This window comes from Magnetococcus marinus MC-1 (assembly GCF_000014865.1).
GTDB lineage: Bacteria > Pseudomonadota > Magnetococcia > Magnetococcales > Magnetococcaceae > Magnetococcus > Magnetococcus marinus.
This window is the reverse complement of sequence record NC_008576.1, coordinates 2,160,319-2,182,305: the sequence shown is the minus strand read 5'-3', so window position 1 is coordinate 2,182,305 and position 21,987 is coordinate 2,160,319. Positions and strand designations below refer to the sequence as shown.

At 54.3% G+C, this 21,987-nt stretch carries 17 protein-coding genes; 4 read left to right on the top strand and 13 right to left on the bottom strand.

Features of this window, described 5'->3' with window-relative positions; all coding sequences use genetic code 11:
- The first annotated feature begins 1 nt into the window (after nt 1).
- The 4 genes from recN (at nt 2) to clpA (ending at nt 5,234) form a co-directional block, all read left to right on the top strand.
- Complete coding sequence (gene recN / locus MMC1_RS08990; protein WP_011713418.1) at nt 2-1,684, top strand: DNA repair protein RecN; 1,683 nt, start codon at nt 2-4, stop codon at nt 1,682-1,684.
- A 98-nt stretch (nt 1,685-1,782) separates the two neighbouring features.
- Entirely contained in the window at nt 1,783-2,235 is a 453-nt protein-coding gene (locus tag MMC1_RS08985; RefSeq protein ID WP_011713417.1) for a hypothetical protein, read from the top strand.
- 231 nt (nt 2,236-2,466) lie between these two features.
- Nucleotides 2,467-2,781, top strand: a complete 315-nt coding sequence (gene clpS / locus MMC1_RS08980; protein WP_041641083.1) for an ATP-dependent Clp protease adapter ClpS — start codon at nt 2,467-2,469, stop codon at nt 2,779-2,781.
- A gap of 143 nt (nt 2,782-2,924) precedes the next feature.
- On the top strand, nt 2,925-5,234 hold the full coding sequence (gene clpA, locus MMC1_RS08975; RefSeq protein ID WP_011713415.1) for an ATP-dependent Clp protease ATP-binding subunit ClpA: 2,310 nt from the start codon (nt 2,925-2,927) through the stop codon (nt 5,232-5,234).
- Between the two features lie 104 nt (nt 5,235-5,338).
- Here clpA and MMC1_RS08970 read toward each other — a convergent pair whose 3' ends face one another.
- From MMC1_RS08970 to sucD, 13 genes are all read right to left on the bottom strand, one after another.
- Complete coding sequence (locus MMC1_RS08970) at nt 5,339-7,168, bottom strand: IS1634 family transposase (protein WP_041642167.1); 1,830 nt, start codon at nt 7,166-7,168, stop codon at nt 5,339-5,341.
- A gap of 283 nt (nt 7,169-7,451) precedes the next feature.
- The gene (gene recJ, locus MMC1_RS08965) at nt 7,452-9,230 is read right to left on the bottom strand and encodes a single-stranded-DNA-specific exonuclease RecJ (protein WP_011713414.1); all 1,779 of its coding nucleotides are present in this window, start codon (nt 9,228-9,230) and stop codon (nt 7,452-7,454) included.
- Nucleotides 9,230-10,375: a hypothetical protein gene (locus tag MMC1_RS08960; RefSeq protein WP_011713413.1), complete on the bottom strand. Its 1,146-nt coding sequence runs from the start codon at nt 10,373-10,375 to the stop codon at nt 9,230-9,232. Before MMC1_RS08960 ends, recJ begins: the two co-directional genes overlap by 1 nt.
- A gap of 254 nt (nt 10,376-10,629) precedes the next feature.
- On the bottom strand, nt 10,630-11,949 hold the full coding sequence (locus tag MMC1_RS08950) for a homoserine dehydrogenase (protein ID WP_011713412.1): 1,320 nt from the start codon (nt 11,947-11,949) through the stop codon (nt 10,630-10,632).
- 100 nt (nt 11,950-12,049) lie between these two features.
- Nucleotides 12,050-13,243, bottom strand: coding sequence for an alanine transaminase (alaC, locus tag MMC1_RS08945; RefSeq protein ID WP_041641079.1), 1,194 nt, complete (start codon nt 13,241-13,243; stop codon nt 12,050-12,052).
- A 523-nt stretch (nt 13,244-13,766) separates the two neighbouring features.
- Nucleotides 13,767-14,003 (bottom strand): hypothetical protein, encoded by a 237-nt coding sequence (locus MMC1_RS08940; protein WP_041641076.1) that lies wholly within the window; start codon nt 14,001-14,003, stop codon nt 13,767-13,769.
- 496 nt (nt 14,004-14,499) lie between these two features.
- Entirely contained in the window at nt 14,500-16,545 is a 2,046-nt protein-coding gene (locus MMC1_RS08930; RefSeq protein ID WP_011713410.1) for a sodium-translocating pyrophosphatase, read from the bottom strand.
- A 261-nt stretch (nt 16,546-16,806) separates the two neighbouring features.
- Entirely contained in the window at nt 16,807-17,448 is a 642-nt protein-coding gene (locus tag MMC1_RS08925) for an adenylate kinase (RefSeq protein WP_011713409.1), read from the bottom strand.
- Nucleotides 17,449-17,487: 39 nt separating this feature from the next.
- Nucleotides 17,488-17,787, bottom strand: a complete 300-nt coding sequence (locus MMC1_RS08920) for a succinate dehydrogenase assembly factor 2 (RefSeq protein WP_011713408.1) — start codon at nt 17,785-17,787, stop codon at nt 17,488-17,490.
- Between the two features lie 8 nt (nt 17,788-17,795).
- A complete protein-coding gene (locus tag MMC1_RS08915) occupies nt 17,796-18,434 on the bottom strand; it encodes a pentapeptide repeat-containing protein (RefSeq protein WP_011713407.1) in 639 nt (212 codons plus the stop codon).
- 17 nt (nt 18,435-18,451) lie between these two features.
- Nucleotides 18,452-19,330 (bottom strand): 2-oxoacid:ferredoxin oxidoreductase subunit beta, encoded by an 879-nt coding sequence (locus MMC1_RS08910; RefSeq protein ID WP_011713406.1) that lies wholly within the window; start codon nt 19,328-19,330, stop codon nt 18,452-18,454.
- Nucleotides 19,327-21,048 carry a 2-oxoacid:acceptor oxidoreductase subunit alpha gene (locus MMC1_RS08905; RefSeq protein ID WP_011713405.1) on the bottom strand — a complete coding sequence of 574 codons (1,722 nt, stop codon included), beginning with the start codon at nt 21,046-21,048 and terminating at the stop codon, nt 19,327-19,329. The genes MMC1_RS08910 and MMC1_RS08905 overlap by 4 nt, the downstream gene beginning before the upstream one ends.
- 66 nt (nt 21,049-21,114) lie before the next feature.
- A complete protein-coding gene (sucD, locus tag MMC1_RS08900) occupies nt 21,115-21,987 on the bottom strand; it encodes a succinate--CoA ligase subunit alpha (RefSeq protein ID WP_011713404.1) in 873 nt (290 codons plus the stop codon).

The following is a 21,987-nucleotide window of genomic DNA, read 5'->3' as shown; positions in this document are numbered from 1 at the left end:
CATGTTACGTCAACTCACCATTGAGCATGTCGCCCTCATTGAACGCCTAGAGCTGGAGTTTGGCCCCGGCCTTTCGGTGATTACCGGCGAAACCGGGGCAGGAAAATCCATTATCCTGGACTCCCTGGGCTTGATCTTAGGGGAACGGGCCGATGCTGGCTTGATCCGTACCGGCTCTGAGCGAGCCATGGTGTCGGGCTATTTCATCCCCCCGGCTCAACATCCAGCCTGGGATTGGTTGCAAGCACAGGATCTGGATCGGGAGGATGAGGGCATCTACCTACGCCGTGTTATCAGCAGCAAAGGCCGGGGTAAAGCCTACATCAACGAAACCCCCGTGCCCGTCACCACCCTGGCAGAGTTGGGTGCGTTATTGGTAGATATCCATGGTCAACATGACCATCAATCTTTGGTCCACCCCCGTGGGCATCTGGATATTTTGGACGCCTTTGGCGAACAGCAGCCCCACGCTCAACAGGTCAAAACCCTCTACCGCAGTTGGTATGAGAGCCATAAAGCCCTGGAGCAGCTCCGGGAAAAAGGCAGGGATGCCGCCGAACGCCGCGCTTTTCTCTCTTTCCAACTCGAAGAGCTGGAGACCGCTGGGGTCTACCCCGGTGAGGAGCAGGAGTTGGAACATCAACGCACCCGTCTGGCCCATGCTGGCCGCTTGGCTGAAGCGGCCCAAGGGGCGTTGCAACTGCTCTCCGAGTCGGAATATGCCGCCATCAGTACCGCCGGGGGGGCGGCCAATATGCTGGAGAGTGCCATGCGCATGGATCCAGATTTGGAGGCGGTGGCGCAAGCGATTCGTTCGGCTCAGTATGAGTTGGAGGATGCCGCCGAGCGGGTCCGCCACTATGAAAACAGCCTAGAGACCGACCCCTTGGCCTTGCAAGAGTTGGAAGAGCGGTTGGAGGTGATTAAACGGCTGGCCCGCAAGCATCGCCGCGAGCCCGATGAACTGGAAGCGCTGGTTGCCCAGTGGCGGGAAGAGCTGGATGCTCTGGATCGCCTGGACGAAGGCGAGAGCACCCTCTTGCAAGCGGTGGCGTCTGCTAAAAAACGCTATTTGCAGGAGGCCGCTCAGTTGAGCAAAGGGCGGCGTCGGGCGTCGGACACCCTGGCCCGTGAGGTTGAGAAACAACTGCAAGATCTCTATATGAGCGGCACCCGTTTTGCGGTCTCCTTTACCCCCCGTCAAGCCGAGGATCTGCATAGCCGGGGCATGGAGGAGGCTGAATTTTTAGTGAGCGCCAACCCCGGCGAGCCCTTGAAGCCCCTGCGCCAAGTTGCCTCGGGTGGGGAACTTGCGCGTCTGATGCTGGCTCTTAAAACCGTGCTGGCGGATGCGGTGACGGTGCCCACCCTCATTTTTGACGAGGTGGATGTCGGGGTGGGTGGTCGCGTGGCGGCGGCCATTGGTTCCAAGTTGGAGCGGGTGGCGGCGGCCAATCGTCAGGTCTTTTCCATCACCCACCTACCCCAGGTAGCGGCTTATGGGCATGTACACTACCGGGTGGAGAAGGTGATGGAGAAGGGGCGCACCCACACCCAGATGGTGCGCTTAGAGGCCACCGCCCAGGTCGAGGAGTTGGCCCGCATGCTGGCCGGTGATACCATTACCGATTCGGCTCGGGAAAATGCTGAAGCGCTGCTACAAGCGGCCCGGAATAAACGTTAACCCCAGGAGCGCTTAGGGTACCCACCCACGCCAGGCGCATGGGCTGAACAAGTGAAGCAGGCTACCTTGGCCCTGCTGCCCAAGAGAGAAGAGTGAGCATGGAAATCTACTTTAATAACAAGACCACGATCATGGAAACCCTGTATGAGGGATATGAGGATGTGCCCCGATTGGCCATTAGCGTGCATCTGCATGGCTGGGAGTATCCCCAGCAGGCCGGCAAGGGCATTGCCAAGTTTCGCGTGGAGATTCGCGAGGGCAGCACCGACCCCAAGAAAAAAATGGTGGGCCAAGGCTTTGTGCAGTGCAGCGAGCGCGAAATTTTAAACATTCTGGGTTACGCACCCCTTAGCCAAGCCATTTTGGACGGCCTATTAAGCCACACCCCCATGCAAAACTTTTTTATGGAAGCCGCCAAAGAGGGTCTGGACGCCCCCGAGCCCGAACCCCCCAAGCCGGGTATGGAAGGGCGCAAAATGCCCCCTGCCAAGGCCTTCCACAATCCCCGCCTCTATGTCAACCAGAGCTGGGGTGAGGGGGAAAATAACTAATTTAGGCAGAGACCGCAGGCTCTATCTCCGTTGTGCGAGCCTGCGGCGTTTCGTCGTCTGACCTTTTTTCAAACCACCGTCGTGATAGCTACGGTTTACAAATAAAGAAAGCTCTTTTAATCTCTAGGCTGAGTACTCTCGTGTCACTGTGCCGGGGGAGTGGATTGAGCCGGACGGTGAGAGGGTTTTGGTGTGAGGCATTTGATGTCTGGGAATTGTTCAGGACCGACCATGAGTGACCACAATATTGACCATGACACATCGGTAGCCGTACATTTAGATGTGGTCGTTCGGGAACCTCCCATGTATCGCGTCGTCTTACTTAATGACGACTTTACGCCAATGGAGTTCGTGGTAGAGCTGTTGATGCACTTTTTCCGCAAAACAGCGGAGCAGGCGACACAAATTATGCTCAACATTCACCACGAGGGGGTGGGCGTTTGCGGGACTTACCCGCGGGAGATTGCAGAGACCAAGGTGGCTCAAGTGCATCAGCATGCCCGGACCAATGGCCACCCGTTAAAATGCCGCATGGAACCCAGTTGATCCTGGTCCACCAGGACATGGCGGTAGATTCATTTTGCAAACTCCAGCCACAGGTTAAGAGGTAACGCTTGCCTCTACCCATCTCCCCACCTACTTAGCTTAGCCACTCGATGGAACGGGTTGGCCTATACAGGGGATATCTTATGATAAGCAAACATCTGGAAACCTCCCTAAACAAAGCGTTGCAGTTGGCCCACGCACGGCGCCATCAATTTGCTACGCTGGAACATCTTCTACTTGCTCTGCTGGATAATCCTGAAGTGGTGGATATTTTAATCCCCTGCGGCTGTGATATGCAGCAGTTAAACATGGAACTTGCGGAACATTTGGAGCAGCATATTCCCCTGTCGGCTGACGCGGCGCCATCCATTGCTGACATTACGCCCACCATCGCTTTTCAGCGGGTTATTCAACGGGCTGTGCAGCAAGTGCAATCCTCTGGCCGCGACATGGTGACGGGGGCCTATGTGCTGGTAGCCATGTTTAATGAAAAAGATGCCCATGCGGTCTACTTTTTAGCCAAACAGAACATCAATAAGCTGGATGTACAATCCATGATCGCCCACGGTGGCGAGAGCGAGGCGACAGGCGCAGGCGAGCATGGCCACGCCCACGAGGGTAGTGCGGCCGGGGCAGGCAACAAGGAGAAGGATGACCCCTTGGCCGCTTATACGGTCAACCTAAATATCCGCGCGCAAGAGGGTAAAATTGACCCCCTGATCGGGCGGGAAAATGAGATCCGCCGCACCCTGCAAATCCTCTGTCGGCGCCGCAAAAACAATCCCCTGTATGTGGGGGATGCAGGCGTGGGTAAAACCCACTTGGCCGAGGGTTTGGCGCTCAAAATTGTCAATGGTGAGGTACCTGAAATCCTGGCCGATGCCGAGGTGTTTTCGCTGGATATGGGCAGTCTACTGGCGGGCACCAAATACCGGGGTGATTTTGAATCCCGCCTTAAAAATGTACTACGCGCCTTAAAAGAGCGCCCCAAGTCGGTACTGTTTATTGATGAGATCCATACGGTGATTGGAGCCGGTGCCACCAGTGGCAGCACCATGGATGCCTCCAATCTGCTCAAGCCTATGCTGCAAAATGGCGAGCTTCGCTGTATTGGCTCCACCACCTTTGAGGAGTACCGCACCATCTTTGAACAGGATCGTGCTTTGGCCCGACGTTTTCAAAAGGTGGATGTGCTTGAGCCTTCACTTGAAGAAACCATTAAAATTCTCAAAGGTTTAAAGATACGTTTTGAGGATCACCATGGTGTGCGTTTTACCAATCAGGCCCTGCAAACCGCTGCGGAGTTATCGGCCCGCCATATTAATGACCGCAAACACCCTGATTCGGCCATTGATGTGATTGATGAAGCGGGGGCAGCTAGTCAGTTATTGCCCCTCTCCAAACGCAAAAAATCCATTGGCGTTAAGGAGATTGAACAGGTAGTGGCCTTGATGGCCCGCATTCCCACCCGCTCGGTGAGCAAGGATGACCGTCAGGTATTGCGCAATTTGGACAAAAATTTGCGCCTCTCCCTGTTTGGTCAAGATGGGGCTATTGATAAAACCTGCGAGGCCATTAAGCTCAATCGCTCTGGCTTGGGAAATCCAGAAAAACCCATTGGCAGCTTTTTGTTTGCGGGTCCCACGGGGGTTGGTAAAACAGAGCTGGCCCGGCTGCTTGCCGCCGAGATGGGGGTTGAGCTGATCCGCTTTGACATGTCTGAGTATATGGAGCGTCATGCGGTATCGCGCCTCATTGGAGCCCCCCCAGGTTATGTGGGTTTTGAGCAGGGTGGACTGCTAACCGATGCGGTGACGAAAAATCCCCATTCGGTGCTGCTGCTGGATGAGATTGAGAAGGCCCATCCCGATGTCTTTAATATTCTGCTTCAGGTAATGGACCACGGCAAGCTGACGGACAACAATGGCCGTCAGGCAGATTTTCGCAATGTGGTGCTGATTATGACCACCAATGCGGGGGCTTCGGATCTGGAGCGGGCCTCGGTGGGGTTTGTTACCCAGACCCATGTTGGGGATGATATGAAGGCGATTAACCAAACTTTCGCCCCAGAGTTCCGCAACCGACTGGATGCCATTATTCCGTTTGTGCAACTCAATCGGGAGACCATTTTGCGGGTGGTGGATAAGTTTTTGGTCCGTTTGGAAACCCAGTTGGAAGAGAAGGGGGTTGCCCTGTTTGTGGATGATTCGGCGCGTCATCTGTTGGCGAAAAAGGGCTACGATAAAAAACATGGTGCCCGTCCCATGGAGCGCGCCATTCAGCAGGAGCTCAGAAAGCCCCTCTCCGATGAGCTGCTGTTTGGCAAGTTGGTGCATGGTGGTGCGGTGCATGTATCGGCGGTTGAGGCGGCCAATGAGCTGGCCATTTTGGTGGAGGACAGCCACGAGGTGGAAAAAGCCGAAAAAACCAGCGAAGAGACCAGCGAAGCTTAACCCATGTTTAACAGGCTATTGTAGAAGATCTTAAAATACAGAATCTTACGATGTGTATTTTTTTCGAGTGGCACTACAAACTGTGCATTCTTTGGAAAATGTGCTCAGACGACCATCTTTTTCACCCCGCCTGGGTTTGCATGGATTCCAAGCGCCTGGAAGATTTTCTGTTGTTCAGGCTCAGGTCTGGTGGCTTTGCGCACCTGCAAGGAATGTCCATCGGGTCGTCGAAATGAAGCGGTAATCCGGCACTGGCTGGAGAGGATGTCTCGCAGCGTGCTCCAGCGACCGTGGATACCTTTTTCCGCCAATTGTTGACGTATTATCTGTACGATCTGGTAGGTCAGCACGGTGATAAACAGATGACCATCGCTGCGTTCCTCTTTCCGATGGAAGAGTGGACGCAAGCCCAATTCCGATTTGAGAGAGCGAAACACCGATTCCAGATCCGTGAGGGTGATGTAGGTGCGCCATAAGCGCTCCTCATCCCAGCCGGTCTCGTTGCTACGCAGGCAGTAGACCCCAGGGTGGGTCAGCGAGGTGCCATCGAGCGGTTTTTGTTTCCAATGGATGGCTTGGGCCTGCAAACCACTGTCGTCCGGGATGATTTCGATGTGGTAGTGCTGGCCTATACCACGATTTTTTTCTTTCAGCCGTCCAATGCGCTCCCAAAGTTTATCGATATTCTTTGTGGTGCGGGGCTTGGAAAGCCCCTCGGAGAGCTTAGTCAGACCGGCTTCAAAGCGCTCGGCAAAACGCCGGGAGATCCCCTTTTCCTTTTCCGCACGGCGTTGGGAATGACAGTAAAGCCTCACCTCCTGGCCATCGTCGCTGAGAACTTTTTGGATGTGGATCTGTTCCTTTGCGGCCGTTTCGATACATGCAGCACCGTTGAAATCGAATTGCCGCTCGCGTTCTCGGCTGACCACCAGATAACGATAGCCTTTGTCGCGTAACCAGACAAGATTGGCCTCAGTGGCTACCCCCCGATCCATAACCACCAAGGCACCATTGGGAGCATTCAAGCCTTTGAGCATCCCTTCCAGGGTGCTCCCTTCGGAGACATTGCCGGGGAAAATCTGCGAACGGCGCACAAACCCGCTACCGTCGAGTACCAGACCCAAGGTCAACAGGGGAGAGTCGCAACGCTTCTCCTTTGAGCGCCCCCGCTGAGCTTTGCTGTTTCCTTCTGCCTCTCCCTCAAAATAGGTATTGGTCAAATCGTATAAGGTGACGGTGCCCGGCAGGTTGAATAGATCGTTAATCTTGGAAAACAATCTGTTTTCGATAGCCTCGCGGTTTCTGATCAATAGGTCTGAAACTCGGTAAAATTGCATCAGGCTCATGGTCTCGAAGTCCACATCAAGCAACTCCCCTAGGCCGCTTTGGGCGCTGAGCCATCTATGCAGCGCCCGTTCGGAACCAGGTGCGGCCATGCGTCCAATAATGGCGCCGATGGCTGCGGCTCGCTGAGGGCCGGTTAGTCCGACATCGGCCAACAGTTCTGTAAACCCTGCCTTACCCATGGCCCATAGTCCCACCTGCTCCACCCCCACACTCCGGGGGCGGCTCATTTCAAGAGAGTCCACCAATACTGTTTGCACATCCTCTGGGGAAAGGCCGGTTTCCGTCTCCTTGGCAGACGGGATTGCTTCCGGCTGACGGGTCAACAATTGCGCGACAATACGCTGGGCCTCCCGCTCCACTTGCGAAGGACAATCAAGAGAAATCAGTGTCTTCTGAGGGCTTAGCAGTTGATCGATACGTGAACACAAGGTGGGCCAGTGATTCTGGCCTATGGCGAAATGACGGCCAAGATTCAAGAGTGTCACCTGCCTGACCTTCGTGCCGACACGAAGGGATTGAACCAGGCGATGCGTGTAGTAAGATTCGCCTGTGGCTGTATTGCGGGTTTGTGTGCGTCGTATATACATACTCGGAATGATACCAAAAGCACCATGGTGGCGCAAGACATAATAATTTATTATGGCACTACAAAACATGTTTGAATTTGTGAGTACATATAAATCAATATGTTAAAATATATCAATAGGCCAAACATGCCTAAATTCGGTAGAGAAATGTTAAACATGGGTTAACAAAACCGACGGGGGTTACCCTATTTAAAGGGCCAGCGAGAGATCGCTGGCCCTTTTTACTGGCTTGCAAGCAAAGTGGTGGCTGGGCACAGCGGCTAAAGCACTCTCAACCGCAACCTCACCCCGCAGCCCGCACGTCGGAGAGTTGCAGTTTCATCTTCTCCCGCCCTCGCCAGGTTTCAATGGTGAGCTTGCCTGCCACATCCCATACAGCCACATCCCCCGCTTGAATGGCATCCACAATGGGACCAGGGGCCATGCGAAAGCCGATGGCCTCAATCTGTTGGTGGGTGCGTGGGCAGACAATGCTCATGGCCAGATGGCGCTCCTTGAGCACCTTAATCCCCCGCAACGAAACCCTGGGCAGAATAAAAATCGGCTCTGGATTACCCGGCCCAAACGGGCTAAACGATTGAATCTGCCGAGCCACCGCAAAATCCAACTCATCCAGCGGCAGCTCCGCATCCACCGTTAAACGGGGGAAAAAGGCCGAGGCCTGATAGTGGCGGGTAAGATGATCCTCAAAAGCCTCCATAAAGGCTGGGATTTTCTCCCGTTGAATGGTCAACCCAGCCGCCACCTTATGCCCACCAAAATGTTCCAGATGAGCCGCCCCCGCCTCGATGGCCGCCAATAGATTTATACCCGGGATCGAACGCCCCGACCCTTTACCCACGCCGGTTTCGGCATCAATGGCAATCACCAAGGCGGGTTTGCTGTATTTGTCACACAGGCGCGAGGCCACAATGCCAATCACCCCCGCATGCCACCCCTCACCCGCCACCACCAAGCCCCGCCGCAAAATGGGCTGATTCTCCGCCTCCACTTGATCCATCGCCTGTTTAAGCAGGGTGCGCTCAATCTCCTGCCGCTCTTTATTCGAGGCATCCAGGGTTTGGGCAATGGGCAATGCCTGGGCCTGATCATGACAGGAGAGCAGTTGATACCCCAACGCCCCCTGCCCCAAACGCCCCCCCGCATTAAGCCGTGGCCCTAATTGAAAACCAATATGGGTACTGGTAAGCTCTTTAACCTCTTCACCAATGCCCACCACCTGCATGAGTGCCGCCAAACCGGGATTGCTGCGCTCCGAAAGCACATGCAAGCCTGTGGTAACCAACGCCCGGTTTAAACCGCGCATGCCCGCCACATCCGCCACCGTGCCCACCGCTACGAGATCCAACAGCGGTTTTAATACCGGCTCTTGACGGCCTTTGTTAAACCAACCCCGCTCCCGCAATAACCGGTTTAACGCCATGACCAAATAAAACGCCACCCCCACCCCGGCCAGCTCTTTATAGGGAAAGGGCTCATCCTGCCGGTTGGGGTTGATCACCGCCAACGCCTCAGGCAACTGCTCACGGGCTTGATGGTGGTCCGTAATGATCACCGCCAAACCTAACGCTTTGGCCTCCTGCAACGGCTCAAAAGCGGTAATCCCACAATCCACCGTAATAACCAGCGAGACACCCTCCTCGGCTAGGGTCCGCATGGCCCCAACACTGGGGCCATACCCCTCGGTCAAACGGTTGGGAATATAGACCCGCAGCGCCACCCCTAGCTCATGAAAATAGCGCATCAATAGGGCCGATGAAGTGGCACCATCCACATCATAATCCCCAAAAACCGCGATCTTTTCACCCCTCTCCAGCGCCTCAGCCAAACGCTCTACCGCAACGCGCATATCCAGCAGATCATAAGGATCGGCCAAATCCTTTAAACGCGGGGCCAAAAATTGACGGGTCTCCCCGGCCCCGCACAGCTTACGGCTGGCCAGCAAGGGGGCCAAATAGTGGGAGAGCCCTAAAGCCTGCACCACCCGATTGTGCCCCTCATCGGGCTGGCAGCGCAGCGTCCACAGTTTACCCGTCAGCGAGCTTTTTGCCGCCGCCCCCATCAGCGCCACTCCTGGTAGAGTTTCGACCAGGGCAAACTAACCTGTTTTCCACCCCCATTAAACCATCTCTTCCACAAACGGATCGGTCTTAACAGGCGGCCCGCAGGAGCATAGAACCAACGGCTCGCGGTGGATACCGTGCCGATGCCCTGCTCTTCCAAGGGGAAACCTTCTACCACCACCAGATCCACCTTAGCAGCCGCCAAGGCACGCTCCAACGCCACAAAATGGGTGCGATCCCACAGGGCCATCAGACGCTTACGATCCTCGTCCATGCCGTGGCGGGCATAGATGGCGGGACCCTGCAAATGCATCACCACATCCTCCCCACGGGCAAGCTTGAGATAGGGTTCTACATCCCGATCCCAGCGCCAGTTGCTCTCATCCTCAGGCAAGGCCTTGGTCTGCCAGCCACACCATTTGCCCATGCCCAATACCGCCACATCGCTAGAGAGCAGCCACGCCCCCTGCCAGCGCTGCGCCGCAGCCGCATCAGGCGCCCCCCCCATCCCCCAAAACCATGGGGTGTTCAGAGGCAGCCGATTGGCCGCCTTACGCGCTTCATTCACAGGATTGCGAGCCAACGCCAGTTGCAGAGCCATGCTAAAATTTTGCAAGCGTTTACCATCGTCACCAGTGGGCATAATCTCCCCCGCCGAAGCCCCCTCCACCACCCGCATAGAGAGCGAACGGCTCTGCCAGGGGCTCTCAGTGTGGATCACCAATCCCTCTTGGTCTTGATAACAGACCGACCATCCCTCATGGGCCAAAAAGGAGGTTAATAAATGACCGATTTGCTGAATCTCCTCCCGGCTCTGCCCCGTGCGTGAAGGCGAGACAAACCGCAGATCATCCTGCTTACGAAACAGATGGGTAAACCCCAAATGGCACCAGCTACCCGGCCCAGGTTCAGCGGCCCGTCCATGATAAGCGCTAAACCATGCGGTCGAGGGGGGCTGCTCCCCATAACCAATGCCCAGCCGCTCCATCCACGGCACCAAAGATTCCGGCAAAAAACGGCCTTGGGGCAGCGCCAGGGTGCCCTGCTTGCCCACCTGCGCAAGGCGCTGTAAATTTGGTAACCAGCGCGCCCAGGGGGCATCCCCTGGGGCGGTTAATCCATCTATCACAAGTACAAGAGCCACAATCGAATCCCATAATCGAAAAAGGGGAGCCCCAACCAGGAGCCCCCCTCAACCTGTCAACCAAGCTCTAAACCACGCGGCAGCATCCCCCCACGCGCGCCCCTTGGTACAACAACCGCACCTGCCACAGGACGCCCATACCCGCCAAGCTTAGCCCCACGCGCGCGCGCCTTGGTTAAAACAGCGCTGTGTGTGTCGTGTCCCTGGTCAAGCATGATACGCCAACCCTTTAGCCCAGTGCTCAGGCCATGCATCTAGGCCACTCCAAGATCCTCAATGCGGATCATGCGGGGTTTATCACTGACCGAATCCATCTTTTCAATGGCCGCCACGGTATCCAAAATCTGCCGCTCTGTCACCTCATGGGTCACAATCACCAAAGGCACATGCTCCACCGGCGAGCGCTCCTTCTGCACAATGGCATCAATGGAGACCCGGTGCTCTTTTAAGATCGCGGTAATATCAGCCAACACACCGGGTCTATCCAATACCGACAGACGCAGATAGTAGGCATCCCGCATCTCTTCTACCGGGCACATGGTGGGCATGCTAAGCTGGGCCGTAGGCTGACCGAGGGGATAAATGCGCGGCATCTTCGCCCCTGCTTGCACATTGCGAGCAATATCAATGAGATCAGAAACCACCGCGCTGGCAGTAGGCTCCTCGCCAGCGCCACGCCCATAATACATGGTAGAACCAGCAAAGTCGCTGTTGACAAACACCGCATTAAATACCCCTTCTACGGCGCCCAGCATGCTCTCCTCTTCAACCAACACCGGCTGCACACGTAGCTGCACCTTACCATCGCAACGCTTGGCAATGCCCAGCAGTTTAATGCGATAGCCCATCTCCGTGGCCCAAGCAATATCCACCGCAGAGACATGCCGAATGCCTTCCACCGAAACCGCATCAAAAGAGAGCGGCATACCAAATGCGATGGAGGCTAAAATGGTCAGCTTATGGGCGGCATCAATACCGTCGACATCAAAGGTAGGGTCAGCCTCGGCATAACCCTTTTGCTGGGCATCGGCCAACACCGTCTCAAAGGGCAACCCCTTCTCGCGCATCTCGGTAAGAATGTAATTACAGGTGCCATTAAGAATGCCATAAATCTCCCGGATCTCATTACCCGCCAGCGCCTCACGCAGGGATTTAATGATGGGGATGGTGCCCGCTGTAGAGGCTTCAAACATCAGCTCTACGCCCGAGGCATCGGCAGCGGCAATCAGCTCATTGCCATGGGTGGCAATGAGCGCCTTGTTGGCCGTAACCACATGTTTACCCTGTTGCAGCGCCTTGAGCACGAGGGTTTTGGCAATACCGGTGCCGCCGATCAATTCGCAGATCACATCCACATCCTCGGACTCGATCATTTTATGGGCATCGTTTAGCAGCGTAACCGTCTCTGGCAATACCACACCTCGGTCACTCTCGGTATTATGGTCGGCAATATAACGTAGGGTTACCGCACAACCGGTTCGGGCCTCCAGCAGGTCGGCATGATCCAACAACATACGCACTACGCCACGCCCAACCGTGCCATACCCCATAACGCCTACGCGTAAAGCTTTCACCTGTTCACCCCTTTGCTAAGGATTGTTCTTATTGATGTTCTGCCCACACCCAAGGGGGCAGCTGCTGCCGCACCAGCCAGACCCGGCCTTTTCTCAAAACTCAATCACCCGCCACGTCAGAGCCGGCACTTAAGAAGCGCCGCATACTGCGCAGCGCTTGGCGGGTGCGATGCTCGTTTTCAATGAGCGCAATGCGCACATGATCATCCCCATACACCCCAAAACCGACACCTGGGCTTACCGCCACTTTGGCCTCTTTAAGCAGCAGTTTGGAAAACTCCAAGGAGCCCATGGCCTTAAACTCATCGGGGATCTCAGCCCAAACAAACATGGAGGCCTTGGGGCGCTCAATCGCCCAACCAGCCCGAGCCAAACCATCAATCAACACATTGCGGCGTTGACGGTAGATTTCATTGATCTCGGCCACACAATCCTGGGGGCCGTTGAGTGCCACGGTGGCGGCGATCTGGATCGGCTGAAACATGCCATAATCCAGATAGGACTTAATCCGCGACAGCGCTTTAATAAGGTGGGGGTTGCCCACGCAAAAACCCACCCGCCAACCCGGCATGTTGTAGGTTTTGGAGAGTGAATAGAACTCCACCGCAATATCCTTGGCACCAGGAATTTGCAAAATGGAGGGGGCTTTATAGCCGTCAAAGCAGATCTCTGCATAAGCCACATCCGAGATCACCCAGATGTTATGCTCTTTGGCAAAGTCGATCACCTTTTGGTAAAAATCCAGCTCCACTACTTGAGCGGTGGGGTTGGAGGGAAAGTTCACCACCAACACCTGGGCACGGGGCCAATGGTTGCGCACCGCAACCTTCATATCCTCGATAAAATCGTTATCCCGACTTATTTTTACCCGTTGGATATGGGCACCCGCGATGAGAAAACTGTATTCGTGGATGGGATAGGTGGGACTCGGCACAATGACGTTCATACCCGGTTCGGTAATCGCCATCGCCAGAGAAGAGAGCCCCTCCTTGGAGCCGATGGTGACAATCGCCTCTGATTCAGGATCCAGATCCACCCCAAACCGGCGTTTGTAATAGGCACAGACCGCCCGCCGCAAACCACCAATGCCTCGGGAGAGCGAGTAGCGATGGTTACGTCCATCTTGCACCGCTTCGATCAACTTATCGGTAATGTGCTTGGGCGTGGGCTGATCAGGATTGCCCATACCGAAGTCAATAATATCCTCACCACGGTTTCTTGCCTTGTATTTTAGCTCGTTAACAACGGCAAATACATAAGGGGGCAAACGTTTAATGCGATGAAACTCTTCCATGGACGGTCCATTCATACAAGACGAAAGCCTACACAACCACCCCACTCCCATGAACGGAGCAGTCTCGGTCATGATAAGCGGTGCAGCAATAGCATATTGAGGGTCTCAATCTAAGAGCCAACCCCGCAACTGTCAACGGACTCTCAGCATGGCGAGGCGACAAATCGTGCGCACACAAACAAAAAGAGCGGCCTTGTTGCCATACCCTGACGATCTTACCTGGGAGTGCCCCATAAAATAGCCGTTTCTCCATGCAGAGCAGCGGCCAAAATGGGGAAAATCACGGCAACAAACCCAAGAAAAATTTTAGAGGATAACCGACCGGAGAGAAAAGCCCAGATGGGACGGCATGAGCAGATATTTTGACGTGGTATTGCGACGACTTAGGAAAACTTAACCAACCAACAGCGCATCACGTAGATGCAGAGGGCAAATCCAGACGGCGGGGGCACGCCAGCCCTGAAGCGCAGACGCGCTTCAGGGCATGACGCAGCCGGTTCTGAGGCGAGCCATACTCCGCCACTTACTGAGGCTTAGGATACCAAGGTCCCCGCGAAAGTGCCCCCGCAGAAAGAGATAAAGAGTAAGCCTTTTTGGCGAACCCTTTGGTTGCTGAAGAGGTTTTAGACTCTCCTTCAACCGCTTTCTTGATGGTCATTTCATGGTTTTTCCTGGACTCCTGCTTGTTGCTGCTGGCAATTTTGCCTTCGGCTGCTTTTGAACGACTTCTGTTCAGTGATATAACAAAGGACTGGCTCATGAGTCGACCCCTTCTAAGTTGCGACCCCCTGCACCTTTTTTTTTAGTTTCGCAGGTAGATATGAACAAGCCCTCTTCCCTTGTCTCTCCATATCGACCAACTTGCCCTCACTTATGAGCCTTTTTTCAAAAAAGCACGCTTTTTTTTCTATCTTCCACCGCAATACCTTCAACAAACCAACGCAGTCATTGGAATATAAGCCTATTTTTAGCTGATCGACCACCCGTGCACACATCCGCACTGTGGGGGTAGGCCGCCCCCCCACCCACCCGCACCCTCCCCATATAACGTTTACAACACAAGAAGGTGCGCCATCATGTGCGTTTGCCCATGCGCGCTTTGTCTCGAACGCCACGCAGCCGTATTACCCCACCCCCTGCCCCAGGTCGCGCTTCTGGAGCCCCATCCCCAACACCAAGTCCAACGCATGTTTAAGCCCATATAAGAGGGTCGCCCAAGTTTGAGCGACCCTTTTATACGCAATGCTAACCGCCCTTTAGACGATCATACCCACAATCATTAAGGCCACAATATTGGCAATCTTGATCATGGGGTTCACCGCAGGCCCAGCGGTATCTTTATAGGGATCGCCCACCGTATCCCCCGTAACCGAAGCCTTATGCGCCTCAGAATTTTTACCCCCACAGTGGCCATCCTCAATATATTTTTTGGCGTTGTCCCAAGCCCCACCACCGGTGGTCATGGAGATCGCCACAAAAATACCCGTGATAATGGTCCCCATAAGCAGACCACCCAGTGCTTGCGGCCCTAATAGTACACCAACCAAAATGGGCGCCAACACCGGTAACAAAGAGGGGATAACCATCTCCTTAATCGCCGCTTGGGTAAGCAGATCCACCGCCCGCGAATAGTCCGGCTTATGGCTGCCCTCCATAATGCCTGGAATTTCATGAAATTGACGACGCACTTCCACCACCACACTACCGGCTGCCCGACCCACCGCTTCCATACCCATCGCTGCAAACAGATAAGGCAGCAGACCACCAAGAAACAGACCAATAATCACCATATGGTTGGAAAGGTCAAAGGTGACATCCTTGGTAAAGTGCGATAGCTCATGGGTATAGTCGGCAAACAGCACCAAGGCCGCCAAACCCGCCGAACCAATGGCATAACCCTTGGTCACCGCTTTGGTGGTGTTGCCCACGGCATCCAACGGGTCGGTAATGGCACGCACCTCTTCCGGCATTTGTGCCATTTCGGCAATACCACCCGCATTATCGGTGATCGGACCATACGCGTCCAACGCAACAATAATACCGGTCATCGAGAGCATCGCCGTCGCCGCTATGGCAATACCATAGAGCCCCGCCAAAGCATGGGAAGCATAAATCGCCACACAAACTGCAATCACCGGAGCCGCAGTGGCTTTCATGGAGATACCCAAACCGGAGATAATATTGGTCGCGTGACCGGTCTCCGATGCCTTAGCAATGCGCTGCACCGGGCTAAACTCCGTGCCCGTATAATATTCTGTAATGCCCACCATGGCACCGGTTAAGACAATACCAATTAAGGCCGAAAGATAGAGCGAACCCGAAGAGATACCCAGCGGATTGCCCGCCATCAACCACACAGTAACCGGCAAAAACAGCAGCGCAGAAACCGCCGCCGCGACCCCAAGCCCTTTATAAAGGGCAGGCATCACATTGCTCATACCCGGCGTGGAGTGAACAAACCGTACCCCCACAATGGAGCCCACAATGGAGGCCGCGCCTAAAGTTAGCGGATAGATCACCACATTTCCAAAGGTAGGCATCAATAATACGCCCAACAAAATGGTGGCAACCACCGTCACCGCATAGGTTTCAAACAGGTCTGCGGCCATACCGGCGCAATCCCCCACATTGTCCCCCACATTATCGGCAATAACCGCAGGGTTACGGGGATCATCCTCGGGAATGCCCGCCTCAACCTTACCCACCAAATCGGCCCCAACATCGGCCCCTTTGGTAAAAATTCCTCCCCCTAAACGGGCAAAAATAGAGATCAACGAACCACCAAAGGCGAGCCCCATTAAGGGTTTTAACGCTTGTGACATGGTATGTGTCGCATCGGCACTCAGCAGCAAATAGGCGACAAACAAGGTAACCCCGAGTAACCCCAATCCAACCACCAACATGCCGGTAATGGCCCCACCGTTAAAGGCAACCTGCAAAGCTTGATCAAGCCCCTTGCGGGCCTGTTCAGCGGTACGCACATTGGCTTTAACCGAGATGCTCATACCAAAATAGCCCGCCATACCCGAAAGAATGGCACCAATGGCAAAACCCACGGCTGTTAACCAATCCAAGGTAAATGCAACCAGCACAAACAACACCATGCCCACATAGGTAATGGTCTCATACTGCCGTTTTAAATAGGCATGCGCCCCCTCCTCAATGGCACCAGAGATGGCTTGCATCTTCTCATTGCCAGCAGGCAGGGTTAAAATCCAGGCTCTCTTTTGGTAGGCCCAAACAATTGCTGCACCCCCAGCAATGATTGAGAGCACCAACGCCACTGCATTAAAATCTCCCATATCCTTCCTCCTCAAAGCACTGAACAAGATTGTCAGCCAGCAAAATGAACGTTCCTGGCTTATCACTCGACCGTGTTGCCCGCTCTTAACGAAGCAGAGCCTTACCCTGCTTGCATCGGTCTCTTTTCCACCGATAAATGGCGAACTTAAATCACGACTCTTTTCAACCTATCCAAAATTAATCGCTTTACCCAAGTGGTACCTTCACCTCAATAAACAGAGAAGACCCCTGCACAGCAGGGCGTCTTCTCTCTCTTTTATCTAGCCTAATATGGCACACAGATCCTCCAACACCTTACCCATCTCCTGCATGCCATCTACCTCTTTAAGCAGCCCTTTGGCGTCATAATAGCCAATCAGCGGAGCGGTCTGTTTATGGTAAACTTCCAAGCGGTTACGAACCGTATCGGCATTATCGTCGGCACGCCGTTTGAGGGTACCGGAGCATTTATCGCATACGTTGGGTTGTGCCGAGGGTTTAAAACTATCGTGATACCCCTCCCCGCACTTTTCACAGCTGCTGCGGCCTGTAATACGGGCTACCAGCGGCTCATCTTCGACCTTGATGTCGATCACCACATCAATCGACTGGTTGCGCTTAGCCAGCATCGCATCCAACCCCTCCGCCTGGGCCAGTGTACGGGGAAAACCGTCCAATAAATACCCCTGATCACAATCGGCCTCGTCGGTACGATCCTGAATAATACCCAATACAATCTCATCTGTTACCAGAGAGCCGCTCTCCATGGCTGCTTTAGCCCTGAGGCCAACTTCACTACCCGCAGCCACCGCCGCGCGCAGCATGTCACCCGTAGAAAGCTGGGGAATGCCATACTTTTCTGAGATCTTGCGCGCCTGAGTGCCTTTACCCGCCCCAGGAGGGCCCATTAAAACAACCTTCATACCATTATCTCCGCTCAATATAGTCGAAAAAACGCACCCTTAAACCGACTCTTTGCCGGCATGTGGCCAATGGTGGTTTATCCTCTGTAACAGTTGCAGATCCACCCCAACTGGTGGCTCTTTAATGCCCGCCATCCAATCCAACAGATCTGCATCGGGATAGACTAGCAGATTCAAAAACGCTTCGCATAGCGTTTCATCAAATTTACTGATTTCAGCATCTAAAAAACGTTGGAACAAAAGCTCCGCCTCAAACATAGAACGGCGCGTCACCTCGTAGGTCACGCGCCGTTTTAACTGTTCCAGAGTATGCTGTCGGTCCGTGTCATCACCAGGCATCGTAAAACCTACTCGCCGTCAAAGGTGACCATCTTCTCCTTGAGATTTGTCTCATGGGACAGTTGTCGATCCCATGGGGATTTCCCGTAAAAGAGGGCACCATCTGTTTGAACATCGGTATACGTAGCATCATGCAGGTTGGTTTTTCGTAAATCAACCCTACGCATATCACAGCGTTCAAATTTGGCATCGGTCAAGGTGCCCCCGCGCAGAGTAAGATCAACCAACAAGCTGTCACTAAAGTCACAACCAGAGCAGTCGCTGCCCTGCATATCCGCATCGCTAAAGTCGGCCCCACTCAAGTTGGAGCCTTGTAAGTCACAAATCAGGATACGTGCATGATGGAGATTGCTACCCCGGAAGGAGGCACCGGGCATGGTCACACGCTGGAAGAAGGCATTCTGTAGATTGGCCTCCTCGATGATGACACCGCTGAAGTCACTCTCTTGCACAAAGATATTGGCCAAGTTGCAACCGGAGAGGTTGGTGCCTTGCAGTAGCGCCCCAGAAAGGGTGGACCCGGCGAGATCCATCCCCGCCAGGTCCATGCCACTTAAATCGAGGAAACTAAGATCCGAGTCCACCAACGTTCCTTGTTTGCCGTGTTCAGCAATAAGCGCCTCACGGCTTTCGAAACGGGTTTTCACGCGGTTTCCCCTATGTATTACGGCTTTGCCAGGGCAATGATCTTGTTCTTATCATAGCCCACGTGACCACCAAGGCGCTCACGAATTTTGGCCAAGTTCTGGTCCAAGGTTGGTGCTGAAGTTTTGTACAACAGGCCAGTCGGGGCTTTACCACCCGGACGACGAGCCAACTCCATCGCGGCCCCAAGATCGGAAGTATCATGATCCTCAGGGATAGGCTCTACCAGATCACGATAGAAATCCACCGTGTCAATTTTGTTAAAGGTGGGGCACTGAGAGAAGATGTTCACATAAGCAAACCCTTCATGCTCCATGGCACCCTTGATCAACTCCGCACAATCCTTGGGCTTGCCGGCAAAAGCCTGGGCCACATAGGTCGCACCATAGGTGAGCATGTAGAGCAGCGGGTTCATGGGATTCTCAGGACCACCATAAGGGGTGGTATAGGCCGTCATCTCTGGACGCGAGGTCGGAGAGTATTGACCCTTGGTCAAACCATAGATCCCATTATCCATGAGCACGTAGGTCATGTTGACATTTTTACGCGCCATGTGGGGCATGTGACCACCACCGATGGAGAAACCATCGCCATCACCACCCGCCACCACCACGCACAGATCAGGACGCGCAACCTGGGTACCCGTTGCCACCGCACCAGCACGACCGTGCAGGGTGTGCATTTTGTAGGAGTCAACGAAGTATGGCATACGTGACGAGCAGCCAATACCGGAAATGGCGGCAAATTTGGTTGAGTCAATGCCCAACTCTGCCATCGCACGGTAGACACCGTTCAGAATACCAAAGTGGCCACAACCTGGGCACCATGTGGTGGGAACCTCGGACTTGTAGTCCTTGGGCTTCATATTTTCCATCTTGTGGAAGGCTTCGACAGTCATTGGATCTCCTCCTTAACCCGGTTCACAATCATCTCAGGTGTGAACGGCAAACCGCCACAGATCGTGTAAGGAATGGGCTTAATGGACGTTTCCGCACGGATAAAGTGGGAAAGCTGCCCCTGGAAGTTGACCTCAGGGACAATCACCTTTTTACAGGTGGCACCAAAGGCATCATAGTCCGCAACCGGCATTGGCCACAGCAATTTGGGATACATCGCCTTGACCTTCAGCCCCTCTGCGGTCAAACGTTGCATCGCCTCACGCACCACCCCGATGGTGGAACCCCAAGTGATAATGCCCACATCCGCTTCGCCCTCAACCCCCTCAACTTCCATGTTTTTATAAAAATCTAACACAGAGTTTTGCTTGTTGAAGCGCTTGCGATGCATCAACTCATGGTTGGCAGGCGAATAGTTGGGCGCACCCGTTTCACCATGCTCCAGACCCGTGGCAATGTGCTTGGCATTAGGGGTACCGGGAGCCGCCATCGGGGAGATGTTATCTTCGGTTAACTCATAACGCTTATAGGTGCCTTGGCCATCCCAGGTTTTACGATTGATGATGGTAAAATCTTCGGGTTTAGGGCGGGGAATGGTCTGCGTAGAGAAGGCCAGAGAGCCGTCGGAGAGCACAATCACGGGGGCCTGATATTTCTCAGCCAAATTCAGACCGTCCACAGTCATGCTGATGCAATCTTTCACATCTTCCACCGAGAGCACAATACGCGGGGAGTCGCCATGACCACCATGAATGGCCAAAAACAGATCCGACTGCTCATGCTTAGTGGGCAGACCCGTGGATGGACCACCACGTTGCACATCCACCACCAGACAGGGGGTCTCAGACATGTGGGCCATGCCCAACATCTCGGACATGAGCGCCAGACCAGGACCAGAGGTGGCAGTCATGGATTTTTTACCCGCATAAGAGGCACCCAACACCTGCGCGATAGAGGCGATCTCATCCTCAGCCTGCACCAAATCCCCACCACACTTAGGCAGGTGAGTCGCCACATACTTGGCCACCTCGGTCGCGGGGGTAATGGGATAGGCAGAGAAAAACTCCAAGCCACCCAAAATGCCACCCAGACCCACGGCATCGTTACCCGCCATGATGATCACATCTTTAGGCTCTTGCGGATCCGCCACACGGAAAGGATCCGCTTTGGTGAGAGCCTTTGCCAGCGCTTTACCCTTATCAAAAGCTTCTAGGTTGAACGCCAAAACCTCTTCGCCTTTTTTACCAAACTTGTCGCTCAACACCTCTTTAAGCGTGTTCTCTGAGATGTTAAACAACTCCGACAGAGCACCCAGAGCCACCATGTTTTTGGAGCGGTAGGATTTCATTTCCTTCGCTGTTTGTGACATGGGGATCGGGTATGCAAACACACCCTCAGGGATCTCGTCAGGTTCAAAATCACCGCCTGGATAGTCATAGACAAAAGCGGTGCCGGGTTTAATCTTATCTTTGTTCTGCTCATAAGCTTCGCCATTAAAGGCGCAGAACACGTCAAAGGTGTCACCCTGACAATAGAGCTTCTCGCTACTGGCACGGACTTGATACATTGCGTACCCGCCCTTGATTTCCGCCGGGAAGGTTTTAAAGGTGTAGACCTCCAAACCAGCCCGCGCACATGCGGCAGCAATGAAGTCACCGGAGGAGATGATACCTTCCCCCCCCTCACCTGCCACGCGGATAATCAGATCTTTCTTCTCCATGGAAACTCCCCTTGGGTTGTTTCAGGGACCGCCCCCATGGGCGGCCCCTTTGTAAGTCTGGGACAGCTATTGTCCCAAGGCTTTTTTCACCGTCTCTCCGATCGCAGAAGGAGATTGGGCGATGAAAACGCCGGCTGCTTCGAGCGCGGCAAACTTCTCAGCGGCGGTACCTTTACCACCGGAGATAATAGCACCAGCATGACCCATACGCTTGCCCGGGGGGGCCGTCGAACCGGCAATAAATCCAACCACCGGTTTTTTCATATGGGCTTTAATCCAAGCGGCTGCCTCTTCTTCAGCAGTACCGCCAATTTCACCGATCATCACCACCACTTCGGTCTCGTCATCCTCATTGAACCGCTCTAGGCAGTCGATGAAGTTGGTGCCGTTAATGGGATCACCACCAATCCCCACGCAGGTGCTCTGACCTAAGCCAATGGCGGTGGTTTGAGCCACCGCTTCGTAGGTCAAGGTCCCGGAACGGGAGACCACACCCACCGAGCCACGCTTGTGAATGTGACCGGGCATGATGCCAATCTTACAGGCATCCGGCGTAATAACACCCGGGCAGTTGGGCCCCACCAGACGGGTCTTGCGTCCCTCAAGGTAGCGCTTGACTTTCATCATATCCAACACCGGAATGCCTTCGGTGATGCAGATCGCCAGATCCAGATCCGCCGCCGCCGCTTCCATGATGGCATCCGCCGCAAACGGTGGTGGTACATAGATCACCGTCGCTGTGGCACCGGTAGCCGCGACCGCCTCGGCAACCGTATTAAACACCGGCAAACCCAAATGGGTGCTACCCCCTTTACCTGGGGTTACACCACCCACCATCTGGGTACCGTAGGCAATGGCCTGCTCAGAGTGAAACGTACCATTGGCACCGGTAAAGCCCTGGCAGATCACCTTGGTATTTTTATCGATGAAAATGCTCAT

Coding starts and splice junctions, on each gene's coding strand:
- MMC1_RS08925 (WP_011713409.1), bottom strand. CDS start 17,448: ATGAAGGTTGTTTTAATGGGCCCTCCTGGGGCGGGTAAAGGCACTCAG.
- MMC1_RS08905 (WP_011713405.1), bottom strand. CDS start 21,048: ATGGAGAAGAAAGATCTGATTATCCGCGTGGCAGGTGAGGGGGGGGAA.
- clpS (WP_041641083.1), top strand. CDS start 2,467: ATGAGTGACCACAATATTGACCATGACACATCGGTAGCCGTACATTTA.
- MMC1_RS08920 (WP_011713408.1), bottom strand. CDS start 17,787: ATGCCTGGTGATGACACGGACCGACAGCATACTCTGGAACAGTTAAAA.
- MMC1_RS08930 (WP_011713410.1), bottom strand. CDS start 16,545: ATGGGAGATTTTAATGCAGTGGCGTTGGTGCTCTCAATCATTGCTGGG.
- clpA (WP_011713415.1), top strand. CDS start 2,925: ATGATAAGCAAACATCTGGAAACCTCCCTAAACAAAGCGTTGCAGTTG.
- MMC1_RS08985 (WP_011713417.1), top strand. CDS start 1,783: ATGGAAATCTACTTTAATAACAAGACCACGATCATGGAAACCCTGTAT.
- MMC1_RS08910 (WP_011713406.1), bottom strand. CDS start 19,330: ATGACTGTCGAAGCCTTCCACAAGATGGAAAATATGAAGCCCAAGGAC.
- recN (WP_011713418.1), top strand. CDS start 2: ATGTTACGTCAACTCACCATTGAGCATGTCGCCCTCATTGAACGCCTA.
- alaC (WP_041641079.1), bottom strand. CDS start 13,243: ATGGAAGAGTTTCATCGCATTAAACGTTTGCCCCCTTATGTATTTGCC.
- MMC1_RS08970 (WP_041642167.1), bottom strand. CDS start 7,168: ATGTATATACGACGCACACAAACCCGCAATACAGCCACAGGCGAATCT.
- MMC1_RS08940 (WP_041641076.1), bottom strand. CDS start 14,003: ATGAGCCAGTCCTTTGTTATATCACTGAACAGAAGTCGTTCAAAAGCA.
- recJ (WP_011713414.1), bottom strand. CDS start 9,230: ATGGGGGCGGCGGCAAAAAGCTCGCTGACGGGTAAACTGTGGACGCTG.
- sucD (WP_011713404.1), bottom strand. CDS start 21,987: ATGAGCATTTTCATCGATAAAAATACCAAGGTGATCTGCCAGGGCTTT.